The organism is Kineosporia succinea (genome assembly GCF_030811555.1).
Lineage (GTDB): Bacteria > Actinomycetota > Actinomycetes > Actinomycetales > Kineosporiaceae > Kineosporia > Kineosporia succinea.
The window spans coordinates 6,949,464-6,972,465 of the sequence record NZ_JAUSQZ010000001.1 but is presented as its reverse complement, the minus strand read 5'-3'; the positions used below and the strand labels follow the sequence as shown (position 1 = coordinate 6,972,465).

Annotated in this window: 25 protein-coding genes; 14 read left to right on the top strand and 11 right to left on the bottom strand. The window is 70.5% G+C overall.

The window, feature by feature from the left end; all coding sequences use genetic code 11:
• Nucleotides 1–145 precede the first annotated feature (145 nt).
• The 3 genes from adhE (at nucleotide 146) to J2S57_RS30775 (ending at nucleotide 3,948) form a co-directional block, all read left to right on the top strand.
• The gene (adhE, locus tag J2S57_RS30785) at nucleotides 146–2,743 is read left to right on the top strand and encodes a bifunctional acetaldehyde-CoA/alcohol dehydrogenase (RefSeq protein ID WP_307249490.1); all 2,598 of its coding nucleotides are present in this window, start codon (nucleotides 146–148) and stop codon (nucleotides 2,741–2,743) included.
• A gap of 19 nt (nucleotides 2,744–2,762) precedes the next feature.
• Entirely contained in the window at nucleotides 2,763–3,332 is a 570-nt protein-coding gene (locus tag J2S57_RS30780) for a GrpB family protein (protein ID WP_307249489.1), read from the top strand.
• 202 nt (nucleotides 3,333–3,534) lie between these two features.
• Nucleotides 3,535–3,948, top strand: a complete 414-nt coding sequence (locus tag J2S57_RS30775) for a 6TM ABC transporter family protein (protein WP_307249488.1) — start codon at nucleotides 3,535–3,537, stop codon at nucleotides 3,946–3,948.
• Between the two features lie 7 nt (nucleotides 3,949–3,955).
• Here the strand turns inward: J2S57_RS30775 and J2S57_RS30770 are convergent, their stop codons facing one another.
• Together J2S57_RS30770 and J2S57_RS30765 are read right to left on the bottom strand one after the other, a co-directional pair.
• Nucleotides 3,956–4,900 (bottom strand): glycoside hydrolase family protein, encoded by a 945-nt coding sequence (locus tag J2S57_RS30770; RefSeq protein WP_307249487.1) that lies wholly within the window; start codon nucleotides 4,898–4,900, stop codon nucleotides 3,956–3,958.
• Between the two features lie 201 nt (nucleotides 4,901–5,101).
• Entirely contained in the window at nucleotides 5,102–5,710 is a 609-nt protein-coding gene (locus J2S57_RS30765) for a cadmium resistance transporter (RefSeq protein WP_370882723.1), read from the bottom strand.
• A gap of 336 nt (nucleotides 5,711–6,046) precedes the next feature.
• On the opposite strand from J2S57_RS30765, the gene J2S57_RS30760 reads away from it, so the two are divergent.
• Nucleotides 6,047–6,280 carry a hypothetical protein gene (locus J2S57_RS30760; RefSeq protein ID WP_307249485.1) on the top strand — a complete coding sequence of 78 codons (234 nt, stop codon included), beginning with the start codon at nucleotides 6,047–6,049 and terminating at the stop codon, nucleotides 6,278–6,280.
• Nucleotides 6,281–6,290: 10 nt separating this feature from the next.
• On the opposite strand, the gene J2S57_RS30755 is transcribed toward J2S57_RS30760, so the two are convergent.
• A complete protein-coding gene (locus tag J2S57_RS30755) occupies nucleotides 6,291–6,875 on the bottom strand; it encodes a TetR/AcrR family transcriptional regulator (RefSeq protein WP_307249484.1) in 585 nt (194 codons plus the stop codon).
• Between the two features lie 154 nt (nucleotides 6,876–7,029).
• On the opposite strand from J2S57_RS30755, the gene pdhA reads away from it, so the two are divergent.
• Genes pdhA through J2S57_RS30740 form a run of 3 tightly spaced genes read left to right on the top strand, consistent with a single transcriptional unit; the run spans nucleotide 7,030 to nucleotide 10,358 of the window.
• Nucleotides 7,030–8,094, top strand: a complete 1,065-nt coding sequence (gene pdhA / locus J2S57_RS30750) for a pyruvate dehydrogenase (acetyl-transferring) E1 component subunit alpha (protein WP_307249483.1) — start codon at nucleotides 7,030–7,032, stop codon at nucleotides 8,092–8,094.
• The gene (locus J2S57_RS30745; protein WP_307249482.1) at nucleotides 8,091–9,086 is read left to right on the top strand and encodes an alpha-ketoacid dehydrogenase subunit beta; all 996 of its coding nucleotides are present in this window, start codon (nucleotides 8,091–8,093) and stop codon (nucleotides 9,084–9,086) included. The genes pdhA and J2S57_RS30745 overlap by 4 nt, the downstream gene beginning before the upstream one ends.
• A 12-nt stretch (nucleotides 9,087–9,098) precedes the next feature.
• Nucleotides 9,099–10,358, top strand: coding sequence for a dihydrolipoamide acetyltransferase family protein (locus J2S57_RS30740; protein ID WP_307249481.1), 1,260 nt, complete (start codon nucleotides 9,099–9,101; stop codon nucleotides 10,356–10,358).
• 231 nt (nucleotides 10,359–10,589) lie between these two features.
• Here the strand turns inward: J2S57_RS30740 and J2S57_RS30735 are convergent, their stop codons facing one another.
• The 4 genes from J2S57_RS30735 to J2S57_RS30720 form a co-directional block, all read right to left on the bottom strand.
• Nucleotides 10,590–10,871: a hypothetical protein gene (locus J2S57_RS30735; RefSeq protein WP_307249480.1), complete on the bottom strand. Its 282-nt coding sequence runs from the start codon at nucleotides 10,869–10,871 to the stop codon at nucleotides 10,590–10,592.
• 241 nt (nucleotides 10,872–11,112) lie between these two features.
• Nucleotides 11,113–11,301, bottom strand: a complete 189-nt coding sequence (locus J2S57_RS30730) for a hypothetical protein (protein ID WP_307249479.1) — start codon at nucleotides 11,299–11,301, stop codon at nucleotides 11,113–11,115.
• A 72-nt stretch (nucleotides 11,302–11,373) separates the two neighbouring features.
• Nucleotides 11,374–12,111, bottom strand: a complete 738-nt coding sequence (locus tag J2S57_RS30725) for a sulfite exporter TauE/SafE family protein (protein WP_307249478.1) — start codon at nucleotides 12,109–12,111, stop codon at nucleotides 11,374–11,376.
• A gap of 72 nt (nucleotides 12,112–12,183) precedes the next feature.
• Complete coding sequence (locus tag J2S57_RS30720) at nucleotides 12,184–12,798, bottom strand: dihydrofolate reductase family protein (RefSeq protein ID WP_307249477.1); 615 nt, start codon at nucleotides 12,796–12,798, stop codon at nucleotides 12,184–12,186.
• A gap of 76 nt (nucleotides 12,799–12,874) precedes the next feature.
• Here J2S57_RS30720 and J2S57_RS30715 point away from each other — a divergent pair, with 76 nt between their 5' ends.
• On the top strand, nucleotides 12,875–13,402 hold the full coding sequence (locus J2S57_RS30715) for a hypothetical protein (RefSeq protein WP_307249476.1): 528 nt from the start codon (nucleotides 12,875–12,877) through the stop codon (nucleotides 13,400–13,402).
• A 67-nt stretch (nucleotides 13,403–13,469) separates the two neighbouring features.
• Here J2S57_RS30715 and J2S57_RS30710 read toward each other — a convergent pair whose 3' ends face one another.
• Together J2S57_RS30710 and J2S57_RS30705 are read right to left on the bottom strand one after the other, a co-directional pair.
• Nucleotides 13,470–13,814, bottom strand: a complete 345-nt coding sequence (locus tag J2S57_RS30710) for a hypothetical protein (RefSeq protein ID WP_307249475.1) — start codon at nucleotides 13,812–13,814, stop codon at nucleotides 13,470–13,472.
• Nucleotides 13,815–13,905: 91 nt separating this feature from the next.
• Entirely contained in the window at nucleotides 13,906–14,589 is a 684-nt protein-coding gene (locus J2S57_RS30705) for a phosphatase PAP2 family protein (RefSeq protein WP_307249474.1), read from the bottom strand.
• Nucleotides 14,590–14,718: 129 nt separating this feature from the next.
• Here J2S57_RS30705 and J2S57_RS30700 point away from each other — a divergent pair, with 129 nt between their 5' ends.
• Entirely contained in the window at nucleotides 14,719–15,435 is a 717-nt protein-coding gene (locus J2S57_RS30700; protein ID WP_307249473.1) for an MBL fold metallo-hydrolase, read from the top strand.
• Here J2S57_RS30700 and J2S57_RS30695 read toward each other — a convergent pair.
• Nucleotides 15,422–16,645 (bottom strand): cytochrome P450, encoded by a 1,224-nt coding sequence (locus J2S57_RS30695; protein WP_307249472.1) that lies wholly within the window; start codon nucleotides 16,643–16,645, stop codon nucleotides 15,422–15,424. The genes J2S57_RS30700 and J2S57_RS30695 overlap by 14 nt on opposite strands.
• 406 nt (nucleotides 16,646–17,051) lie before the next feature.
• Between J2S57_RS30695 and J2S57_RS30690 the strand changes: the two genes are divergently transcribed.
• The 5 genes from J2S57_RS30690 to J2S57_RS30670 all read left to right on the top strand — a co-directional run bounded on the left by J2S57_RS30690 (nucleotide 17,052) and on the right by J2S57_RS30670 (nucleotide 21,613).
• A complete protein-coding gene (locus tag J2S57_RS30690; RefSeq protein ID WP_307249471.1) occupies nucleotides 17,052–18,764 on the top strand; it encodes an LCP family protein in 1,713 nt (570 codons plus the stop codon).
• 159 nt (nucleotides 18,765–18,923) lie between these two features.
• Nucleotides 18,924–20,150 (top strand): prolyl oligopeptidase family serine peptidase, encoded by a 1,227-nt coding sequence (locus tag J2S57_RS30685; RefSeq protein WP_307249470.1) that lies wholly within the window; start codon nucleotides 18,924–18,926, stop codon nucleotides 20,148–20,150.
• 197 nt (nucleotides 20,151–20,347) lie between these two features.
• Complete coding sequence (locus J2S57_RS30680) at nucleotides 20,348–20,839, top strand: hypothetical protein (protein WP_307249469.1); 492 nt, start codon at nucleotides 20,348–20,350, stop codon at nucleotides 20,837–20,839.
• 238 nt (nucleotides 20,840–21,077) lie between these two features.
• Nucleotides 21,078–21,449 carry a hypothetical protein gene (locus J2S57_RS30675; RefSeq protein WP_307249468.1) on the top strand — a complete coding sequence of 124 codons (372 nt, stop codon included), beginning with the start codon at nucleotides 21,078–21,080 and terminating at the stop codon, nucleotides 21,447–21,449.
• Nucleotides 21,446–21,613, top strand: a complete 168-nt coding sequence (locus tag J2S57_RS30670) for a hypothetical protein (protein WP_307249467.1) — start codon at nucleotides 21,446–21,448, stop codon at nucleotides 21,611–21,613. Before J2S57_RS30675 ends, J2S57_RS30670 begins: the two co-directional genes overlap by 4 nt.
• 29 nt (nucleotides 21,614–21,642) lie before the next feature.
• Here the strand turns inward: J2S57_RS30670 and J2S57_RS30665 are convergent, their stop codons facing one another.
• The gene (locus tag J2S57_RS30665) at nucleotides 21,643–22,713 is read right to left on the bottom strand and encodes an LLM class flavin-dependent oxidoreductase (RefSeq protein ID WP_307249466.1); all 1,071 of its coding nucleotides are present in this window, start codon (nucleotides 22,711–22,713) and stop codon (nucleotides 21,643–21,645) included.
• Between the last annotated feature and the right edge of the window lie 289 nt (nucleotides 22,714–23,002).

Here is a 23,002-nt window from a genome sequence, read left to right as displayed (position 1 = left end):
GGGACGGGGTGGTCGCCCCGGACGCCCTTCTCGTCACGATGACAGGACTTGCGGTGGCCGGGAGAGGACCAGTGACCCAGGTGGCCGACCGCCCCGCGCGGCAGGCTTGAGGTGTACCCCACGAGGACATCACTTGAGGTGAGACATGACCGCGGAGCAGACGGCCGCAGTCCGGCAGCAGATCGCCACCCTGGTCGGGAACGGCCTGAAAGCGCTGGACGAGTACGGCTCTTTCGACCAGGAGACGATCGACCACATCGTGAAGAAGGCGTCGGTGGCGGCGCTGGACCGGCACGCCGACCTGGCCCGCCTGGCGGTGGAGGAGACCGGGCGCGGGGTGTTCGAGGACAAGGCGGTGAAGAACATCTTCGCCTGCGAGCACGTCACCCACAGCATGGCGAAAGTCCGCACGGTGGGTGTGATCAGCTCCGACGAGATCACCGGGATCACCGAGATCGCCGAGCCGGTGGGCGTCGTCGCGGGCATCACGCCGGTGACGAACCCGACGTCGACCGCCATCTTCAAGGCGCTGCTGGCCCTGAAGACGCGTAATCCCATCGTTTTCGCGTTCCACCCCTCCGCGCAGCGATGCAGTGCCGAGGCCGCGCGCACGGTGCGGGACGCGGCGGTCGCGGCCGGGGCCCCGGCCGACTGCATCCAGTGGATCGAGGAGCCCTCCCTCGAGGCGACCACGGCGCTGATGCACGATCCGGGTGTCGCGACGATCCTGGCGACCGGCGGCAACGCGATGGTGCGCGCGGCCTACTCGGCCGGCAAGCCTGCCCTCGGGGTCGGCGCCGGCAACGTGCCCGCCTGGATCGAGAAGTCCGCGAAACTGAAGCGGGCCGTCAACGACATCATGCTCTCGAAGTCGTTCGACAACGGCATGATCTGCGCCTCCGAGCAGGCCGCGATCATCGACGACGAGATCTACGACGAGGCGCTGCGCGAGTTCGGCAAGCTGCACGCGTACGTCGCCACGGACGACGAGAAGCGCCGGCTGGAGGAGTTCGTCTTCGGCGCCGCGGCCTACGGAAAGTCCTGCGGCGAGGCGAAGCTCAACCCGGATGTGGTCGGCCGGTCGCCGGTGTGGATCGCCGGGCAGGCCGGTTTCAGCGTGCCGCCGCAGACCTCGGTGATCCTGGCCGAGGTCGACCGGATCGGGCCGGACGAGCCGCTGACCCGCGAGAAGCTCTGCCCGGTGCTGGCCGTGCTGCGGGTGCGCGGCCGTGAGGAGGGCCTGAAGGCGGCGACCGACATGGTCGAGTTCCACGGCCTGGGGCACAGTGCGGTCATCCACACCGAGGACGAGGCCCTGGCCGTCGAGTTCGGGCAGCGGGTCAAGGCGGTGCGGGTGATCTGGAACTCGCCGTCGTCGCAGGGCGGCATCGGGGACATGTACAACGCGTTCATGCCGTCGCTGACCCTGGGCTGCGGCAGCTACGGCCGGAACTCGGTGTCGGACAACGTGTCGGCCGTCAACCTGATCAACATCAAGCGGATCGGCAGGCGTACCAACAACATGCAGTGGTTCAAGGTGCCGTCGCGGATCTACTTCGAGCCGCAGGCCATCCGCTACCTGAGCGACATGCCGGGGGTGCGCCGGGTCACGGTCGTCACTGACGCCACGATGACGCGACTGGGGTTCGTCGAGCGCATCGACCGGGTGCTGCAGCGGCGGCCCGAGCGGGTGGTGCTGCAGATCATCGACGACGTGGAGCCCGAGCCGCAGATGGCCACGGTCGACCGGGGCGCCGCGTTGATGCGATCGTTCCGGCCCGACACCATCATCGCGCTGGGCGGCGGCTCGGCGATGGACGCGGCCAAGGTGATGTGGCTGAAGTACGAGCACCCGGAGGTGGTGTTCGACGACATGCGGGAGAAGTTCTTCGACATCCGCAAGCGCGCGTTCCGCTTCCCCGCGCTGGGTGAGAAGGCCCGCCTGGTCTGTATTCCCACCACCTCGGGCACCGGGGCCGAGGTGACGCCGTTCGCGGTGATCACCGACCAGCGGACGGGCAAGAAGTACCCGCTGGCCGACTACGCCCTGACCCCGACCGTGGCGATCGTCGACCCGATGTTGACGGCCAGCATGCCCCGGGCCATCGCGGCCGACAGCGGTTTCGACGCGCTGACCCACGCGATCGAGGCGTACGTGTCGGTGTACGCGAACGACTTCACCGACGGCCTGGCCCTGCACGCGATCCGGCTGATCTTCGCCAACCTCGAGAAGTCGGTGCTGGAGGGCGATCCCGAGGCCCGCGAGCGCATGCACAACGCGGGCACGATCGCGGGGATGGCGTTCGGCAGCGCGTTCCTGGGCATCGTGCACGCGATGTCGCACACGCTGGGGGCGACGTTCCACATCGCGCACGGGCGGACGAACGCGGTGCTGCTGCCGCACGTGATCCGGTACAACGGCACGCCGCCGACGAAACTGTCGGGCTGGCCGAAGTACGAGAGCTACCGGGCGCCGGAGCGTTTCGCGGACATCGCGCGGATGCTGGGTCTGGGTGGTGACGACCCGGTCCAGGCCCTGGCCCAGGCGGTGGAGAGGCTGCGGGCGGCGGTCGGGATCGAGTCGTCGTTCGCGGAGCTGGGGGTGGACGCGGACGCGTTCGAGGCGTCGCTGCCGCAGCAGGCGCTGAACGCGTACGAGGACCAGTGCGCCCCGGCGAACCCGCGGATGCCGATGCTGGAGGACATGCAGGAGCTGATGCGTCAGGCCTACCGCGGACTGTGAGTGATGGCAGGATGTCCGGGTGAGCAGCCGCCGACCGCGCCGTCCGGACGTCACCACCAGCGAGGCCGTGGGAGGCGTCGAGACCCTCGGACTCGAGCTGCACGACTACGACGAGCGGTGGGTGGGCATCTTCGGTGAGCACCGGGACCGCATCGCGAAGGCCCTGACCGGGGTGGACGTGGGGATCGAGCACATCGGTTCCACGTCCGTCCCGGGGCTGGCGGCCAAGCCGATCGTCGACATCGTGGTGACGGTCGAGGACATCACCGCCGAGGAGGACTACCTCGACGCTCTCCTGGCCGCCGGGTACGTGCTGCGGGTGCGTGAGCCGGGGCATCGCCTGGTGCGCACGCCGGCCCACGACGTCCACGTGCACGTCTTCGAGCACGACCACCCGGCCGTGGACGAGTACTTCCTCCTGCGCGATCGGCTGCGTTCGGACGCCGCCGACCGTGCCCTCTACGAGGACACGAAAAGGGCGCTGCTCAGCCGGTCGTGGGAGGACAAGAACGACTACACCATGGCCAAGAGCGAGGTCATCCTCGCGATCAAGGCCCGGGCCCGGGCGGCCCGCGAACGGGAAGCGTGAAAAGGGTCTCCGTCTCCGGGGGTTGAACGGCGCGCACCCCGCCGGGCGTCGCAAGCCGGGCATTTCGGCTCGCGGTCCGGCGGTCCGGCGATGATCATGCCGCCATGCCTGAGGTCACCCCCGAGATCGCCCGTCATCGACAGAGCCGCCGGCGCCGTCCCGGTGCCGTTCGCGGTGTGGGCCCGGCGCGGGCCGGCCGCTCGTGACGGGTGGTCGGCTGGTCTACCCGGGGCCGCCCGGTCGCCGGCAGTTCTGGAGCCTGAGCGCCCTCGCGGTGGTCATGTTCGCCGGGGCGGCCGGAATCGCCTGGTGGTGGGACGCCTGGGCCCTCCTGATCGGCCCCCTGCTGGTGAACGTCCTGGGCGCCTGGCTGACGGGCCGTCAGAGCACCCGGGTCACGGCCGCTGACATCACCGTGCGCACGGCGTTCCGCACCCGCACCCGGCCGGTGGGGGAGTTCCGGGAGATCGTTCATCCGGGGAGGTTCGGCCGTCACGTGCTGCTCAGACCGCAGGTCGGCCACACCTGGCAACTGCCCCGCGTCACGCCTGACGACATCGAGGACATCCGTGCCCTGACCGGTCTCCCGGTCAGGGTCAGCGAACGTCCCGAGTAGCGCAGGCTCAGCCCGCCGCCCGGTAGGCCTTGCCCGGCGCGGTGATCGCGCCGCCGGGCCGGTAGAGGCCGGTCTCGTTCTTGCCGTTGGTCGAGGTCGGGAACGCGAACCAGGAGTAGTGCTCGACGTAGCTGATCTTCTCGAGCATGGCCGTGGACTTCTTCACGAAGTTGGCCTGGTTCGCGGCGGTCGGGAACTTGGCGCCGGAGCCGAAGTTGATCAGGGAGTACTCGGTGATCCAGATCTTCTTCTTCGGGTACTTCTTGTGCACGCCCTGGATGTAGCTCTTGAGCTGGTTGACGGCGCGAGGGGAGTTGAAGTCCGAGCCGTACCAGTGCAGCGTGATGAAATCGACGCGGTAGCCACGTTTCTTGGCGCCCTTCATGAACTGGTCGAGCCACTGCCCGTCCTGGTCGGCGCCCCAGGCCACGGCCGGGCTGCCCAGGCGCAGGCCGGTCTTCTCGAGCTTGGGCCAGAGGTTGAGGGCCTTGGACACGCTCATGTTCGACTGCTCGGCCAGGTCGGGCTCGTTGAACCCGAGCAGCGTCTTGCCGTTCTTCCTGGCCTGGGCCAGGTTCGAGGTGGTGACCGAGTCGGCGCCCCAGATCATCGGCACGAAATCCACGCCCTGGGGGGCCTTCACCCCGTTCGGGGCGGCCGACCAGTTGTAGTACCAGGACACGCCCGAGTCCTTCAGCGACTTCGTGATGCCCTTCTGGTTCCACAGCGCCGCGCCCTTCTTCACCGGGCCGACGGTGTCCTTGCGGGCGGCGGCCTCGATGGTGGACGTGGTGGTCGCGGCCGCGGGCGCCTCACCGGAGGAGCGGTTCACGGCGGTGGCGGCGGTCGCGGACGCGGTCAGGACCACGGCCGCGGCGGCCACGAGGGCGGTACGTCGTGCGGTCAGGGGCTGGGTCAGGGGCTGGGTCAGGCGCTGGGTCAGGGGCGGCATGGTCGCCGAGCGTAGAGGGGCCGGCGGGCCGTTCCGGTAGGACGAAGGTCCTGGTGCGAGGATTTCACGGTGCTTTAGAAGGGATTTGACCGGCCGGGGTGCACCGGTCGAACGTGAAGGTGGCGAACGAGCGCACCGGCCCGGTGCAGACGTGCCGCTCGACGGTGCCGCAGTCCACCTCATCCGAACCTGTGCCCGCCCTCACCCGAGGGACGGGAGGCCGAAGGCGCCGCCCTCCACCAGGATGAGCAGGCCGATGCCGATCAGGACCACAGGCAGCAGGACGTGCCCCCACCGGGACAGCACGCGCGCGACGGCCGGGCGGGCGGCGAGGGAGCGACCCGCCGCGATCCACACCGCCAGCAGAATCAGGAAGACGACCACGAAGAGGGTCGTCCCTCCCGCCCCGGCGCCGGCGAACACCGGCACGTAGACGCCGATGTTGTCGCCTCCGTTGGCGAAGGTCACCGCCGCTACCTCCGGCGCGCGAGGTCCGCGGTGGCCCGGGGTGCTCCCGTCCTCGGGGGTGCCGTGGTCCCGCCAGGCCTGGATCCCGGCCCGGACACCCAGGACCAGGGGCAGGAGACCGAGGTAGGGGATGGCGCTCGAGGGCAGGAGGGTGGCTCCGAGAGAGGCTGCCGCCGCGATGGTCAGGATGGCGGCGAACCCCAGGTAGTGACCGGTGGCGATGGTCCTGGTGCTCCCGCGCTGCCCGGCGCCCTGGGCGAAGAAGAGCGCCAGGACCAGGATGTCGTCGATGTTCGTCACGGCGAACAGGCCGGCGGCCTGAGCCAGGAGCCCGGCGTCGATCTCGGCGTTCACTCGCCGCCTGCGCTCAGGTTCGCCGTCGCGACACCGATCAGGGAGACCTCAGCCGGCGGCACGTCCGCCCAGCCCCGCCACCTCATCGACCACGTCCTCCGCTCGGCTGCCCACACCGGGCCGTATGCCACACGCCCTGCCACACGCCCTGCCACACGCCCTGCCACACGCCCTGCCACATGTCCTGTCACATGTCCTGTCGCACGCCCGGCGCAGCATGCCACAGCGGATCCGGCCCGGAGCCGGGGCGCCTCGCGTGCTCCGGCCGCAGGGGGCGGCGCTCCGGTGGATGCGGCGCCACTTGACTCCTGCGAGGGTGTGACGGTGGACGTGGTGGTCGTCGTCGTGGTCATGCTCGCCCTGGTCGGTGGGCACCTCCTGCTGCTCGCGCGCGGCCCGGTCTGGGCCGGGGCGGTGGTGCCGGTGGTGTGGGTGATCGCCTGCGCCGTCTGGATCGTGGGCGGTGGGACCCCCGGGCCCCGGCAGTTCTACGTGGCCGCGTTCGGGCTGTTCTTCTTCGTCGGGGCCTGGCTGACCCGCCACCAGGGGCGCTGGTAGCGGCTGGTTCTCAGCCCAGCCCGAGGTGACCGAGGGCCCGGTGCGCGTGCGCGACCGCCTCGTCCCTCGTCGGCGCCCGTCTGAGCCCGAGCAGGCGCTGCCGGTGCGCCTCGCCCAGCAGCAGGGTGAAGAGTGAGGTGGCCAGGTCGGGATCGGGGCGGGGGAGACGGTGGCCGATGGCCTCGATGTAGCCCATCGGGCCCTCGCGGTAGAAGCGCTGGGCCAGCTCGGGAAAGCTCTGCGACTCGATGATCATCAGCCGGTGCAGGCCCACCGACTGGTCGGAGTGTGCCGTGATCACGATGTTGACCGCGAGCTCGGCCAGGCTGCCCTCGGCGGTGGGCTGCTCGAGGGTCAGGCGCCGCAGCCGGCCCACGGCGGCCAGGAAGATCTCGGTGCGGTCGCCGAAGTAACCGTAGATCGTGCGCTTGGTGACGCGGGCCTCGATGACGATGTCGTCGAGGGTGACCTGCTGGAAGCCGCCCGCCATGAGCAGCCGCACGGCGGCGTCGAGGATGTCGTCGCGGCGCCGGGCGCGCTCGGCCGCCGTCGGGCGGCCCCGTTTGCGGGGCGGACCCGAAGGATCGTCGGTCACACACACCCCCTCCTCGGCTCTATGATCACCCCGATCCTAGAATGAAACGAACTTCGGTTCATTAAGGGTCGCCGCACCCGAACACCCTCGGCAGCGATCCGCACCGGCGTGGGCCATCCCGGTCCACGCCCGGACTGGGCACAAAGGAGATCCCATGCCCCGGAAGACCAAACCCGGTGCACTGACGCCGGAAGAGCAGCTGGCGTTCTACCGGCAGATGGTGCTCGTGCGCCGCTTCGAGGAGCGCGCGGCCCGCGCCTACACCGAGGCCAAGATCGGTGGGTACTGCCACCTGAACCTGGGTGAGGAGGGCACCGTCGCCGGCCTGATGGCCGCGATGCAGCCCGACGACTACATCTTCACGAACTACCGCGAGCACGGCTACGCCCTCGCCCGAGGCATCGCCCCCGAGCGCGTCATGGCCGAGCTGTACGGCCGCAGCGACGGCGTCTCCCGCGGCTGGGGCGGCTCGATGCACATGTTCGACATCGAGTCCCGCTTCATGGGCGGCTACGGCATCGTCGGCGGCCAGGTGCCGCTCGCGACCGGCGCCGCGCTCGCCATCGACTACCGCGGCGGCACCGAGGCCGTGATCTGCCAGATGGGTGACGGCACCACCAACATCGGCGCCTTCCACGAGTCGCTCAACATCGCGGCCCTGTGGAACCTGCCGATCGTCTTCGTCGTCATCAACAACGGCCTGGGCATGGGCACCACCGTGGAGAAGTCCTCGGCCGAGCCCGAGCTGTACAAGCGCGCGTCCTCCTACCGCATGGCCTCCGCCCGCGTGGACGGCAACGACCCGGAAGCGGTGTACGAGGCCACCCAGATCGCGCTGGCCAGCGCCCGCGAGGGCAAGCCGTACCTGCTCGAGACGGTCTCCGGCCGGATGAAGGGCCACTCGGTCGTCGACCCGGCCAAGTACCGCAGCAAGGAGGCCACCGAGGCCGCCCGCGCCGGCGACCCGGTCGCCGCGTACGCCGCGCGACTGAAGGACGCCGGTGTGCTCACCGACGACCTCGTCGCGCAGATCGACGCCGAGGCGGTGGCCCAGGTGCAGGCCGCGGCCGCGTTCGCCGACGCCAGCCCGCACCCGGAGGTCAAGACGTTGTTCGACTACACGTACGCCACGCCCGTGGCGAACGACTCGCGCCGCCTGCCCGGCGACGCCCTGTACCCGGCCGCGTCGCGCCCGAGCGGTACGGGGGTGTCGGCATGAGCGTCATCAGCTACCGCCAGGCCCTGCACGACGCCCTGCGCGGCGAGATGCTGCGCGACGAGAACGTGTTCCTGATCGGTGAGGAGATCGGCCTCTTCGAGGGCTCCTACAAGATCACCGCGGGCATGCTCCAGGAGTTCGGCGAGAAGCGGGTGCGTGACACCCCGATCGCCGAGGAGGGCTTCGCCGGCGCCGCGATCGGCGCCGCCATGCTCGGCCTGCGCCCCGTGGTCGAGCTGATGACGATCAACTTCTCGCTGATCGCCATCGACCAGATCATCAACCACGCCGCCAAGATCTACGGCATGTTCGGCGGCCAGGCACGCGTCCCGCTCGTCATCCGCACGCCCGGCGGTGGCGGCCAGCAGCTGGGCGCCACGCACTCGCAGAACATCGAGCTGTTCTACGCGTTCGTGCCCGGCATGAAGGTGGTCGCGCCCTCCAGCCCGGCCGACGCCAAGGCCCTGATGCTCGCCGCGATCCGCGACGACGACCCGGTGCTGGTGCTCGAGAACCTCGCGCTCTACAACACCACCGGCGAGGTGCCCGACCACGACGAGCCCGCCGAGATCGGCAAGGCCAAGGTCACCCGCGAGGGCAAGGACATCACCGTCGTGGCCTACTCGCGCATGGCCCACGTGGCCCTGCAGGTCGCCGACAAGCTGGCGAAGGAGGACGGCATCGACGTCGAGGTCGTCGACCTGCGCAGCCTGCGCCCGCTCGACCGCGACACCGTGATCGAGTCGGTCAAGAAGACCAACTGCGCCGTGGTGCTCGAGGACGACTGGCTGACCTACGGGATCGGCGCCGAGATCGCGGCGACCATCTCCGACGGCGCCTTCGACTACCTCGACGCCCCCGTGCGCCGCGTGGCCATGGCCGAGGTGCCGCTGCCCTACGCCAAGTCGCTCGAGACCGCCGCCCTGCCCTCGGCCGACGACGCGGCCAACGCCATCCGTGAAACGCTCGACGCCGTAGCCCGGCGTCGCTGAGAGGACCGCACCGTGATCGACATCCTCATGCCACGTCTCTCGGACACGATGACCGAGGGAACCGTCTCGGCGTGGCACAAGAAGCCCGGCGAGGCCGTGGCCGCCGGTGACCTGCTGGTCGAGATCGAGACCGACAAGGCCATCATGGAGCAGGAGGCCTACGAGGCCGGGACGCTCGCCGAGATCCTGGTCGCCGAGGGCGAGAACGTCGCGATCGGCACGCCCATCGCGCGTCTCGACAACGGCACCGGAGACAGCACCCCGGCCCCGGCGGCCGAGGCCGCCCCGGCCGCCGTCGCCGAGCCGAAGGCCGCGACCAAGGCCGCCGTGGCGGAGAAGCCGGCCGAGGACGGCGAGCGCCGCTTCGCCACCCCGCTGGTGCGTAAGCTCGCCCGCGAGAACAACATCGACCTCTCCACCGTGACCGGCACCGGCCCCGGCGGACGGATCGTGCGCTCGGACCTCGATCACGCGAGCAAGGCGGGCACCGCCCCCCAGGCGGCCGGCGCGCCCGCGGCGACCCCGGCGTCCACCATCAGCGCCGCCCAGCCCGTGGCCCCCACGAGCGACAACCGCGAGTCGACCCCGGTCGCCTTCGATGCCGTGCGCCAGGCGATCGCCACCCGCCTGACCGAGAGTGCCACCACCATCCCGACCTTCACGGTCACGACCGGTGCGCAGGCCGACGCCCTGCTGGCCCTGCGGGCCCAGCTGAACAAGGCCCTCGACGGCACCGGCTCCAAGATCAGCGTCAACGACCTGATCGTGCGCGCCGTCGCGGTCGCCCTGCGCGAGCACCCGGGCATCAACGCCTCGTACTCGCCCGAGGGCCGTGGCCAGACCGTGCTGCACGCGCGCATCAACGTCGGCGTGGCCGTCGCGGCCCCGGCCGGCCTGATGGTGCCGGTCATCCACGACGCCGACAAGTCGTCCGTCACGGCCATTTCCGCCCGCACGAAGACCCTCGTGGGCAAGGCCAACGACCGCACGCTGACCACCACCGAGATGGCCGACGGCACCTTCACCGTCAGCAACCTCGGCATGTTCGGCGTCGAGCACTTCACCGCGATCATCAACCCGCCGCAGGGCGCGATCCTCGCCGTCGGCGGGGCCTCGTCCGAGGTCGCCCTGGTCGACGGTGACGTGGTGGAGCGCAAGAAGATCCGCTACACGCTGACTGCGGACCACCGCATCATCGACGGTGCGCTCGCGGCCCAGTTCCTGGCCACGCTCACGAAGCTGATCGAGAACCCGTTCCGCATCGTGGCCTAGGTTCTTCTTCAGAGGAACTCGTCGAGAAGCTGGTAGAAGTCCGGCTTCTCGGCCGGGAACCGTTCGGGCCCGTACTCCTCGGCGAACTGCCGGGCGAGTGCGGGACCGAACGGCCGGTGGCCCAGATCGTGCTCGGCGGTGCGGGACCGGCGCCCTGCGGGTGTCTGCCGGGACCGGCCCGATCAGGCGGCCGGTGACCGCATCGTTCCCCCGGGTGGGCCGGCTCGCAGATCAGCGGCGGCCGGGGTGCTCGGGACCGGTGTCTGCGTCCACCGCCTGTTCGGCGTCGGCCGGATCGATGAGCACACCCTCCAGCGGATGGCCCGCCCCCACCCCCGAATTCGGGTCGCCGTCGTTCGGGTCGGGTTGCCCCGGAACGGAATCCGCATCGCGAGCGGCTGAGAAGACGGCCCCGCCGGTGCTGGAACGGGATCCGGTCTGCGAGGCTGTCGATTCAGCCTGCTGCGATTCGGCGTTGTTGCGCGGGTCGATGTCGTGCGGTTCCTGGGTCAACTTCTGCTCCTTGGGCGGACGTGTGTGCGGCCTTGGCCTGCCCGCGGCCGGGAACCGGCCTGGGTGCAGCCAGGGAGCGGTTGCGGCTGAGGTGGTGCCGTCGCGGTGCGGTCGGGCTCATCGTGGGGTCCGGGCGAGGTCACCGTCGTCGGGACTCGTGCGACCGGGGCGCGGACGCTTCCGGCGGCCGGGTGACCCGACGCTCCGGCTCCGCCGCCCTCACCGCCGATCCCGGCGGGGACTACGGCGACGTTTCGGACCCGGGCAGGGTGTCGCGAGGGTTGAGGTTGCCGGGATCGCCGTCGGGATCACCGGTGTACGGCTCCGGGTGACGGTCGTCCCGGGGGTTCAGGTTCTCCGGGTCGGCGTCCGGGTCCGGGGCGTTCGTGCCGTCCGGGACACCGTCGGTCTCGTCAGTGGGCTGAGTCATGGTGCCACCCTGCCCCACTCCTCGATCCCCGCGACCTGATCATCGCTCGAGGCCCCCGGCCGGGGCCGCTCGTCACAACACGACCAGAGCCACTGCGCTGATCCCGCTGGCGACCAGCACCGCCCGGTCGAAAAGCCTCTGGTCGAGCCGGTTCACGACCAGCACCCCGATCAGGGCGCCCAGCAGCACGAGGGGCGCCAGGGCCAGGGTGCGCAGCAGCATCGGGGTGTCGAAGAGCCCGAGCCCGGCCGCGAAGGGCAGCTTGCACACGTTCACCCCGGCGAAGAACCAGGCCGACGTGCCCAGGAACCGGCGCTTGTCCAGACCCCGGGCCAGCAGGTAGAGCGTCATGACGGGCCCGGCCGCGTTCGCCGTCATGGTGCAGGCCCCCGCGCCGAGCCCGGCCACCGCGGCCAGCACGCGCGAGTTCTCCGGCGGCCGGCCCAGCGGAAGCAGCTGCAGCACAACCATGAACAGCAGGATCACGCCGATGGTGCGCCGCAGGAACGCGTCGGGCAGGTGGGCGAGCAGGGCGGCGCCGATCAGCAGGCCGGGCAGCACCGCGGGAACGACCTGCCGGATGAGCTTCCAGTCGGCGTCGCGGTGGTAGCGGGCCACGGCGCAGCCGTCGCCGATGAGCAGCAGCAGGAGCACCGCGGCGGTCGACTCGGCGGCGGGCATCACCATGGCCCCAAGCACGACGGCGAACAGCCCGAGCCCGCCGACCGCGGTCTTGGCGAATCCCGCGCACAGGGCTGCCGTTCCGAGGGCGAGCCAGACGACGAGGGCGGGGGCGGACTCGAGGATCACGTGCGTAGCCGTTCGTCTGCAGGTGCGGGACGAACGATGCTACGTCGGGGGAGGCGCCGGCCCGGCCCCGGGTCATTCGGTGGTCATGTCACCGTAGGTCGGCACCCCCACGCGGTCGTACGTCAGCTGCAGTGTGCCGGTGGGGTACACGTCGGAGGCGCTCAGGCGCAGGGCCGTGGGCACCGTGCCCTCACCGAACAGGCGCTTGCCGGTGCCGAGCAGCAGCGGGTACTGCCACACGTTCAGCCGGTCGACGAGCTCCAGGCGCAGCAGCGACTGCACCAGGTCGAGGCTGCCGATCACGTGGACGTGGTCGTGCCGCTCCCGCAGCGCGTTGACGGCCGTGGCCAGATCACCCTGGATCAGTGTCGAGTTGGCCCAGCTCAGCGGCTCGCGAAGGGTGCGGCTGGCCACGACCTTCGGCACCTCGTTCAGCAGCGCCGTGAACGGGCTGCCGGCCGGGCCCGTCGGCCAGTAGTTCGCGAAGATCTCGTAGGTGCGCCGCCCCAGCAGCAGCACGTTCATGGTCTCGGCCTGCTCGAACACGGCCTCGGGACGGTCCTGCCCGATCAGCGGCGCCTGCCAGCCGCCGTGCGTGAACCCGCCCTCGGGGTCTTCCTCCGGACCGCCCGGGGCCTGAGCCACCCCGTCGAGCGTCACGAACTCGGTCACGACCAGCCTGCCCATGGTGTACTCCCCGGATCGCATCGGATCGGATCACTGCTTCCGGAACTCAGACCGGGGCCGGGGAAGGAACTCATCGATGATCGCCCGACCACCGCGCCGCCGTCCGCTCAACCCGCCACCGAACTGGCCGGTCCCGCCGCACGGATGGCAACCGCCCCGGGGCTGGCAACCGGACCCGTCGTGGCCCGACCCGCCGCCGGGCTGGAAGCTCTGGGGCCGGGCGCCGCTGGTGACGGCCGGCGACGCCGTCACCGTCGCCGCCGTGGTGCTGACGACGTGGCTGGCCTGGTCCGGCTGGATGCGCCTGGGCCTCGACCCGAGCTCCAACACCGTCTACCCGACCGGGCGCGTCGTCGGTCTCGTGCTCACGCTGGCCGCGGTCGGGCTGCCCCTGGCCTGGCTGAACTACACGCTCTCGCTCGTGCTCGGGATGCCGGTGACCCTCGCGACCATGGCGGCCACGGACTGGTCGAAGAACGACGACACCGGTCTGTACGCCGTCGGGGTGCTGATGCTCCTGGTCGGGTCGTTCCTGGTCGCCGCCGTGGTCGGGAGTGCGGTCAGCGCCCTGGGGCGCCGGCACCGGGCGGTTCGTCCGGTCTGATCCCCGCCCGGCAGAACTGGTGGGCCCGGGCACGGCCACCAGCTCTGCCGGCCGCGGGGAGGGCCCGTCAGACCGTGTAGGTGTACACGGCGGCGCTGCTGCCGATGTGCGACCAGCTGAAGTACTTCGTCTGTCCCTCGGGGCAGGCCTTCGCGCTGTAGAACCAGGTTCCGATGATCTGCGCCTTCACCTGGGCGCACTTGCCGTCGGCGTCGGTGTCCGTGACGCTGCCCGACACGTAGACCTTCCCGCCGGAGCAGCTGATCGAGTACTGCGACTTCGCACCGGCGTTCGTCACCGAGTGACTGGTGCCGCAGGCCGCCGCCTGAGCCGCGTCCGCCGAGCCGATGACCCCCAGCGAGGCAACCGCCCCCGCCGTCAGCATCCCTGCCGCCAGGCTCTTCATCTTCATCGTCGCTCCCCATGATCGTCCGTCCGTGGCTCGACCATGCTAGGCAGCGCCGATCGCGAGATGCCATGACCGGCAGGGGGTTTCCCAGTGCCTATCGGCCGCCCGGTCCGGGGCGCACCCGCCGGGACGGTACCGGCGGGGCCGTGGGGCGTGAGGACGCGTCGGTCGCTCCCGGCGACCGGTCGAGGACGTGGGCGGCGGCCACCACGATGAGCCCACCCAGCAGCCACCCCGCCACCACCTCACTGAGCCAGTGGTAGCCCAGCACCAGGTTGCACAGGCCGACCACGACCGCCCCCACCACCGCAGCGATCAGCGAGACCCGCCGCCGGCGTCCACCGGCCAGCAACACCGTCAGCAGCGCCAGGCACATCGTGGCGTTCGCGGTGTGCCCGGAGGGGTAGGAACTGCCGCCGGCCAGCACCTCGTTCAGCCCGCTGTGCGGAGACGTGCGCCCCACCAGGTGCTTCGAGGCAATGATCAGCACGTCGAGCGCGCCCACCGCCAGCGCACCGACCACGGCCGGACGCCACGACCGCGACCGCCACGCCCGCAGCACCCCCACGACGATCACCGCCGTGCCGACCAGCCAGAACTGCCCGCCCATCACCAGCGTGCGCCAGGTCAGGTGCACGGCTCCCGGGCGGTCCAGCACCGTGAACCAGCCCAGCGTCGCGTCGTCCACGCCCAGGCTGCCCCCGGCCACCACCAGCCCGGTCAGCGCGGCCAGCACGGCCCACCCGGCCAGCCACACGGCGGTTCCGGCTCTCGGCACAGATCTCAACTCCCAGCAGTAGCGCGTCAGCCCCCTATGGATATCAACAGCGCACCCGGCCGTCCCAACGCCGACCCTCATCATGGGCGAATCGCCCCGGTATGGTGACCCACAACCGGGGAGGCCCACATGAAGCTCGCGGACGGACTGCACCGCATCGGCAACGACATCGTCGCCGCGTACCTCGTCGTCACCCCTGACGGCGTCACCCTCGTCGACGCCGGCCTCAGCGGGCAGTGGCGCGATCTGCTCGCCGAACTCGACAGCCTGGGCCTCACGCCGGCCGACATCCGCGGCCTCGTGCTCACCCACGGCGACAGCGACCACATCGGCTTCGCCGAGCGCCTGCGCCGCGAGCACGGGGTCACCGTGTACGTGCACACGGCCGACGCCGCCCGTGCCCGCGGTGAGGTCAGCAGCAGCCCGAACATGCGCGGGGCCCGGATCGGGGCACTGGCGAGGTTCCTCTGGTACGCGGGCCGAAAAGGTGGGCTGCGCACCACCTATCTGACACAGGTGGCCGAGGTCGCCGACGGGGACGTGCTCGACCTGCCCGGCTCGCCGCACGTCATCGCCCTGCCCGGGCACTCGCCGGGCAGCGTGGCCGTTCACGTGCCCGGGGTGGACGCGGTCTTCGTGGGTGACGCCCTCACCACCCGGCACGTGCTGACCGGCAGCGAGGGCCCGCAGCCCGCCCCGTTCACCGACGACGTCCCCCAGGCCGACGCGTCCCTCGACCGGCTCGCCGCGATCGGGGCGACCTGGGTGCTGCCCGGGCACGGCTCACCCTGGAACCAGGGCACCGCCGAGGCCGTGCGCCGGATCCGGGAGTTCAGCCGAAGCTGATCCGCAGGTCGTCGGGGGCCAGGGTGACCCGGGTCGAGATCCGTTCCGGCCAGCGGCCCTCCAGCGGCCGTCCGGGCCGCAGCACCCCGGCGACCAGATCCTCCAGCCGGGCCCGGGACAGCCCCGCGCCGATACAGCGCCGGGCCCCGGCCCCGAACGGGAAGTACTCGCTCAGGCCCGGGCGCAGACCGGGCCAGCGCTCGGGCCTGAACGTGTGCGGGTCGTCGAAAACCCACGCGTCCCGGTGGCTGACGTACGCGGACGCGACCACCTCGTCGCCCGTTCGAAGCCGCCAGCCCGCGAAGATGCCGTCGCGGGCGACGTTCCGGCTGAGCAGCCAGGTGGGGGGATAGAGCCGCAGGCTCTCGCTGACGAACCAGCCGCGGGCCACCGGATCGTGCCGGGCGCGCTCCTGCCAGGCCGGGTGCGCGGCGAGCAGGGCCAGCGTCCAGGCCCCGGCGGAGGCCGGCACCACCGACCCGGCCAGCAGCACGGCCACGGCGAAATTGGCCACCACCTCGGGGTCGGTCCCCTCCCGGGCCAGTTCGCCGATCAGGCCTCCGGACGCGGGAACGGCCAGCACCAGTCTGCGCAGGTCGGCGTCCTGCCGGGCGGTGCGCCGGTGGCGCCGCGTCAGCAGGGCCAGGGCGCCGCGCAGGCGGGTGCCCCGGTCGATCACCTCGGTGAGCGGCGCGATGAGTTCCAGGGTGCGGCTTTCCAGGTCCGATCGGGGGACGCCGGTCACGAGCCGGATCGTCTCGCGCAGACTCAGGCGGTTGAGGTCGTGGAGAACGGGGACGGGACCGGCTGTGGCCCTCCAGGTTTCGACCTGCTGAGCCATCTCGGCCCGGGTGGTGTCGTCGGCCGGCCCGGCGGCGGCGTGCAGGAGTGCGGCGGAGTTGCGGCGGGCGCGCATCCAGGCTTCGAGGGCGGCCTCACCGCGGGCCGAGTCCACCGGCTCCAGGCGCCGGTTCAGGGGCATGAGGAAGTCGGTGTTCGTGCGCCGGAACATGGTTTCGATCAGGCCCGGATCGGTGACGAAGACGAGGTTGGCGGCCATCCGGACGACCGGGCCGCGCCGGGGGAGCGAGCTGAGGAACGCGAGGCGGTCAGTGTTGTAGGCGCGGGTGAAAGCGCGCCAGCTGAGTCCGGACTCGACGGGATCGCGGACATCGGCGCGGGGGACGGGCCGCGCGGCCCGCCCGCCCACGCCGGAAGGTTCGATCAGTGCCAGCTGTACCGGCCGGGCATGGACCTGCGCGTGAGACGGGCGATGAGCTGCTTCATGGGATCTCCTTCGTCGCGGCCAGGAAAACGGACAAATAGGATCAAGCGACAACTGTAGGTGGGTGATCGCCGGTCGTCCAGCGGTCGGTGGCGTCTTTCGCCGGGATTGTTTTCATGACGGATCGGTCACGTCCGGGCCACGTCGATCCGAGCATCCCCCGATGCGTCGTAAACTTGAAAACACGTGACAAACGCGCGCTTTGCGTACCCGACCAATCCGCTGAGTAGTCGTAGGTCACCTCTTGGTAGTGGAGACCTGAGGAGTGCGGAAGTCATGCCGTCGGTTCGCTGTGCACATGCCTGTCCCTGCAGGCCGGGAGGTCGGACCGATGTCCGCTGACGAGACCCAGCCGATCGACCGTCCGCCGGTGGCCGCGGTGCCGGAACAACCCGGAGAGCGGGCTGCCGCCCCCGGCGCCCCGGCCGGGAGCGGGGAGCCGGGCGAGACGGCTTCCGAGGAGCCCGGGAGACCCACGTCCGGGGGCGTCCCCGGGAAACGTGGCCTCCCCTGGGTGCTGACCTGGACGGTCGCCGGATCGCTGGTGCCCGGGCTGGGCCTGGTGGCCGCCGGCCGGCGCAAGACCGGCGCCGCCGTGCTCGGCGCCGTTGCCGTGGTGCTGGCGGCCATCGCGATCTGGCTGCTGACCGGCGACATCCTCAAGCGGGGCATCTCGTTCGCCGTCGACCCGCAGCGCCTGCTCTACCTGGCGATCGCCGTCGTGGTGGCCGGGCTGCTGTGGGCCGTGGTCGTCGTGGTCACCGGCGTCCTCCTGCGCCGCGAAGCCGCTCTCGGGCGCGGGCAGGGCATCGCCGCGTGGGTGCTCGTGGCCGTGATGGTGGGCCTGGTCGCGGCGCCCACCTACGCGATCACCGACTACTCGCTCGTGCAGCGCGACCTCGTGACCAGCGTCTTCAATTCCGACGACCAGAACGACGCCGACGCCGAGGACGCGAAACCGCAGACCGTCGCGGCCGATCCGTGGGCCGGCACCGATCGCATCAACGTGCTGCTCATCGGGTCCGACGCGGGCGACAACCGCGAGGGCATCCGCCCCGACACCCTGATCGTGGCCAGCATCCAGCCCTCCAGCGGCAACACGGTGCTGTTCAGCCTGCCGCGCAACCTCGAGCGGGTGCCGTTCAAGAAGGGCAGCCCGGGTGCCGAGGCGTGGCCCGACGGCTACTACTGCGCCGACGAGTCGTGCCTGCTCAACGCCGTGTGGACGTGGGCCGAGGGCGAGAGCAACTCGTCCTACTCCCGCTTCCGCAACCCGGGGCTGAAGGCCACCGAGGATGCGGTCTCCGGTGTGCTCGGGCTCGAGATCGACACCTACGTGATGCTCAACCTCGACGGCTTCAAGGACTTCATCGACGCGGTCGGCGGCGTCACCCTCGACGTGCACGAGCGCCTGCCGATCGGCGGCGACTCCGAGCACCCCTGGGAGACCATCGGTTACCTCGAGGTCGGCGACAACCAGAAGATGGACGGCTGGCACGCCCTCTGGTTCGCGCGCTCGCGCTGGAGCACGAGCGACTACGACCGCATGCGGCGTCAGCGCTGCGTGATCGCCGCCGTGACCGAGCAGACCAACCCGGTCACCGTGGCCCGCCACTTCCCCTCGATCGCGCGCACGCTCAAGGCCAACATGTCCACCGGTATCCCGCTGTCCGACCTGGAGGCCTGGGTCGAGCTGGCCACCCGCATCCAGGGCGGCACGGTCACCAGCCTTCCGTTCACGGACGACGTGGTCGCCTCCCGCGCGAACCCGGACTACGACCTGATCCGCCGCCAGGTGAACAAGGCGCTGCGCGACTCCGAGCGTGACGCCGCGCGGGCGTCGGCCACCGCCACCCCGAGCGCCACCGCGTCCGCGTCGCCTTCGGCATCTGCGTCGGCATCGGCGTCGGCATCGGTTTCGCCGTCGGCCAGCCCGACCCCGAAGGCCGAGGTCACGAAGCGCGCCGGGGCCAAGGGCGACGTGAAACCGAGTGCCGAGGCCACGGACTCCTCCGACGCCCAGGACGTGAGCGAGGTCTGCTGAGCCGTTCTCGCCGGGTTCCGAGAGAACCCGGCGAGAATTTCTCGTCCATTGTGCCCGGTTTTCCGGTGGGCTAGTTTGACGGCAGCGAAAGAGATTCTCGCTGAACAGGTTCCATCAGCATGTCCAGAAGTCAAGGATGACGAGGACAGGAGCCCGCACATGTCTGTTCCGATGAGCCGCCGTGGAGTGATCGCGGCCGGGGTCGGCGCGGCCGCCGGCGTGGTGCTGCCAGGGACGGCGGCCCACGCCACCGGCGACCCCCGAGCCGTCCGGTTCACGCTCGACGCCGAAACCCTCGACGGGGGCGAGCAGATCACCTCCGTCACTCTCGAGACCGCCGGACTCGGCCCGTTCGACGCGACGGGGCTGACCCCGGCCACGTTCACCGTGCACGCCACGGCGGTCAGCCCGCTGCCCGGCGTCACGGTCACCGGCTACGACCTCGACCGCGAGGTGACCGGCGTCCATCTCGACCGTGAGGGCAACATCGTCCTCGAACTACGGCACGGCGAGGGCACGACCGGCTCGGCCACCCTCGGCTACGTGCTGGCCGGCGGCCGCAACGTGCGGTTCGACCTGACCTACACCATCACCCAGAAAACCCCGTTGCCGCGCCGCCGCGGCAAACCCCTGACCATCACCCGTTTCACCCAGGGCCGGCTCAGCAACCCCGAGGTGGACGCGTTCTCGTACCACTCCTCGTCGTCCGGACTCAAATACCGGTTGTTCGAACCCGGCCGGGGCAGACGTCCCCTGATCGTCTGGCTCCACGGTGGCGGCGAGGGGGCCCTGCCCTCGGCGAACTACTACGACAACGAGACCACGCTGCGGGCCAACCGTGGTGCGCTCGGGTTCGCCACCCGGGAGGCCCAGAAGATCTTCGGCGGCGCGTACGTCGTCGCCCCGCAGAGCACCTCGTTCTGGATCGAGGACGGGCCCCGTTTCGCCCCGCTGATCCGCGAGGTGATGCAGGAGGTGGTGCGCCGCCACGACGTGGATCGCGACCGCATCTACGTGGCCGGGTGCAGCAACGGCGGCTACATGAGCCTGAAGATGACCACCACCTACCCGGAGGAGTTCGCCGCGTCCGTTCCCATCTGTGGTGTGGTGGCCGGAAGCCCGCCCCTGATAACGGATTCCGAGCTCAGGGCCATCACCACCCCGACCTGGCTGGTCACCTCGCTCGACGACACCACGGTGAACCCGCAGGCCAACACCGTTCACGCGTCCGAACTCATCCCGCGCGCCAAGGTGACCCTGTACGACCGTGTGGTGTGGAACGGCTACCCGTTCCCCGGGCACTGGTCATGGATCTACGTGGCCCGGAACGACCCGAGTACCAACGGTACTCACATCTGGCAGTGGATGGCCCGGCAGCGGGCCTGACGTCTCGTGAGCGCTGTCGGTCCCGCCTCACGGCGCACGCCGCCGATTCCGAGGCGGGATCGACGGTGAGCGGCGTGCGGCGGCGGCGAAGGCGTGACAAACGGGACATTGACACCGTCTGGCGCCCAGTGTTCCTATGGGGCGTTCCTCCAGAAGTGGCGGGACGCTGGGGCAGGGGCACGAGTGGGGGAGCGTCAATGCTGGGTCGTTTCACAATGTTCCGCAAGAAGCCGGCTCGTATGGTCGTGGCCACGCTGCTGTCGGCCGGCGCTCTGGTGGCGGCCACCCCGGCCCTGGCGCAGGCGGCCGATGTGGGCACCGCCTGCAACGGTTCGCCCGACATGGGCTCCGGGACGGTGAACACCTACGAGCTGTCGATCACGGTGGACGGCGTCACCTACGGCTGGTACCGCGTGGGTAAAAAGGATGAGGACGGCGGCAGCACCATCAAGATCGCGGTGAAGGACACGCGGGCCGACGGGCTGGCGCCTTACGTCCGGGCTTTCGAAACCACCTCCGGCGGAACCACGTACACCCAGTCAGACCGGTTCATCAACCGGTTGGGATCGGCCAACGGCTGGGTCTGCGCGACGTACTTCACCTACCGAGTGGTGAAACTGCGGATCAGCGGCAGTGTGGCCGATGCGCCCAGCATCCCCGAGCCGAACCTGGTGTCGATCTACTACTGATACCCGGATCGCTGCGTCACGCGGGGGACGCGCCCGGCGCAGCGATCCGGATCGGCGGCCTGGGCAGCGCCGGCCTCGACGTGAGCGTCAGCCTGCACGACCGTGCTCGACATGCGGGCCGGCGCAGTCCAATTGATGATGGACGAGTGGTCGACACGGAGGTCGTGCAGAGGTCTCGCGATGACCGGGAAACCCGGTGATCCACCTGGTGTTCCCGCCGAAGGAGCCGTCGCCGGCCATGACGAGCAAGCGTCGGCTGGCTCTGGCGATGGCAGGTGTGGCAGGTGTGGCGTGCCTCGTCGCGGGAGGGCTCCTGATCGGGTGGCTCCACGCCATCTTCCTGACGGCCATGGGAATGATGTACTTCGCTCTCGATCAGCGGTTCCGCACGGTCGTCACCCGCGACACCATCCAGGCCCGGGGGATCGTGCACAGCTGGACGATGCCGGTCGACCAGACGCAGGAGCTGGTGATCCGCGACGTCGGCGGCGACCCGGTCTACGTCCTCACCACGGGCGGGCGCCGGCGCCGTCTGCCCAAGGTCGAACCTGAACACGTGCCGGCCATCAGCGAACTCACCGGCCTGCCGATCCACGACCAGCGCTCGTGAAACGCCGGCGCCGCTACCCGGTGACCGTCAAGGGGATCGATCTGGTGATCGAGAACCCCGGAAACCCGCGAACCGGGAAGTACCTGCGCGACGGTGAGGAACTGCCGAAAGACCCGTGGGACAACGTCGTCCTGGTCGGACCGGACGGGGCGTCTCGTTCGTGAGCGGGAGCGTCGTGGGCGTCGGCATCGGTTCAGCTCGGGGCGGTGAACGAGGACAGCAGCGGCCGCACCTCGGCCCCGAAACGGGCCACACCCTCGATGAAGTCGTCGAAGACGAGCATGATCCCGCCGGTACCCTCGATCGCGGCCATCTCCTCGAGCTGCGCGGCCACGGTCGCCGCGGACCCGACGATGGGCTCGGCTCCGCCGTAGAAGGGGGAAGGGCGCGGGCCGCCGTGCCCGGACACGACACTGGCCGATGAGCCGTCCTTGGCCGTGTCCAGCGAGTACTGCCCCGTCATGAAGCCGATGGCCTCGACATCGGCTCCCTCGGTGTAGAGCTCGACCTTGCGGCGGGCGTCGGCGTCCGTATCGCCCAGCACGATCGTGGCCAGGTTCAGTGACGTCACCGAACGCCCGTGCCCGGCGGCCAGTTCGTGGGTGCGCCGGTTCATCGCCGCCACGGCCGCCGGATCGCCGACGGCCGAGAAGTGGTAGTCGCAGTAGCGGGCGCAGAACTCCTGGCCGCGCGGCGACTGCCCGGCGCTGATCAGCTTCACCCCGTGCTCGGGCGTCGGCAGCACCTGGCAGTCGTCGAGATCGAAACGGCCGTGATGAGTCAGCTTTCCGTGCTCCCAGAGCGCGCGCAGGATGTGGGCGTACTCCTGCGCGTAGTCATAGCGGTAGCGGTAGAAGTCGTCACCGGGCCACAGCCCCATCTGGGCGTACTCGGCGCGGTTCCAGCCGGCCACGATGTTGATGCCGAAACGCCCGCCGGAGATGTCGTCGATCGTGGCCGCCATCCGCGCCACCAGGGCCGGGTGCAGCGTGATCGGGGCGACCGAGGCGAACAGCTTGATCCGGCTGGTCACCGCGGCCAGACCGGTCATCAGGGTCAGGGAGTCCTGGCAGTAGTCCCAGTGCCGGGTCGGGCCGCCGTACCCCCGGAACTTCACCATGGACAGCGCGAACCCGAACCCGTTCTGCTCGGCGAGCTGGGTGATCGTGCGGTTCAGCTCGAAGGTCGGCCGGTACTGGGGCGAGGTCTCCGACAGGATCCACCCGTTGTTGGCGATGGGCAGAAAGACCCCGAACTCCACCATGACGTCCACCTCCGCGCCGGTTGTGCCCGCGGGAGAGATGCTACAGAAAGACGACACCGGGCCATATATGCGTTTCGGATCCGTACCGTGAGGCCGGTTTGCCTGAGCGTCTGAGCGAGACCTGGACAACGCCGTCCGGAGTCGGCGTCGAGAAGTTCGTGGCGGGCGGCAGATCGCTACCGGTGCTCACGAAATCCCAGGGTTGATCAAGCTTTGCCGTCGCGAGGCCGATGTCCGTGGACCGGCACCCGGACCGGGCGCCCGCCATGAACCAGAACGGGAACAGGGA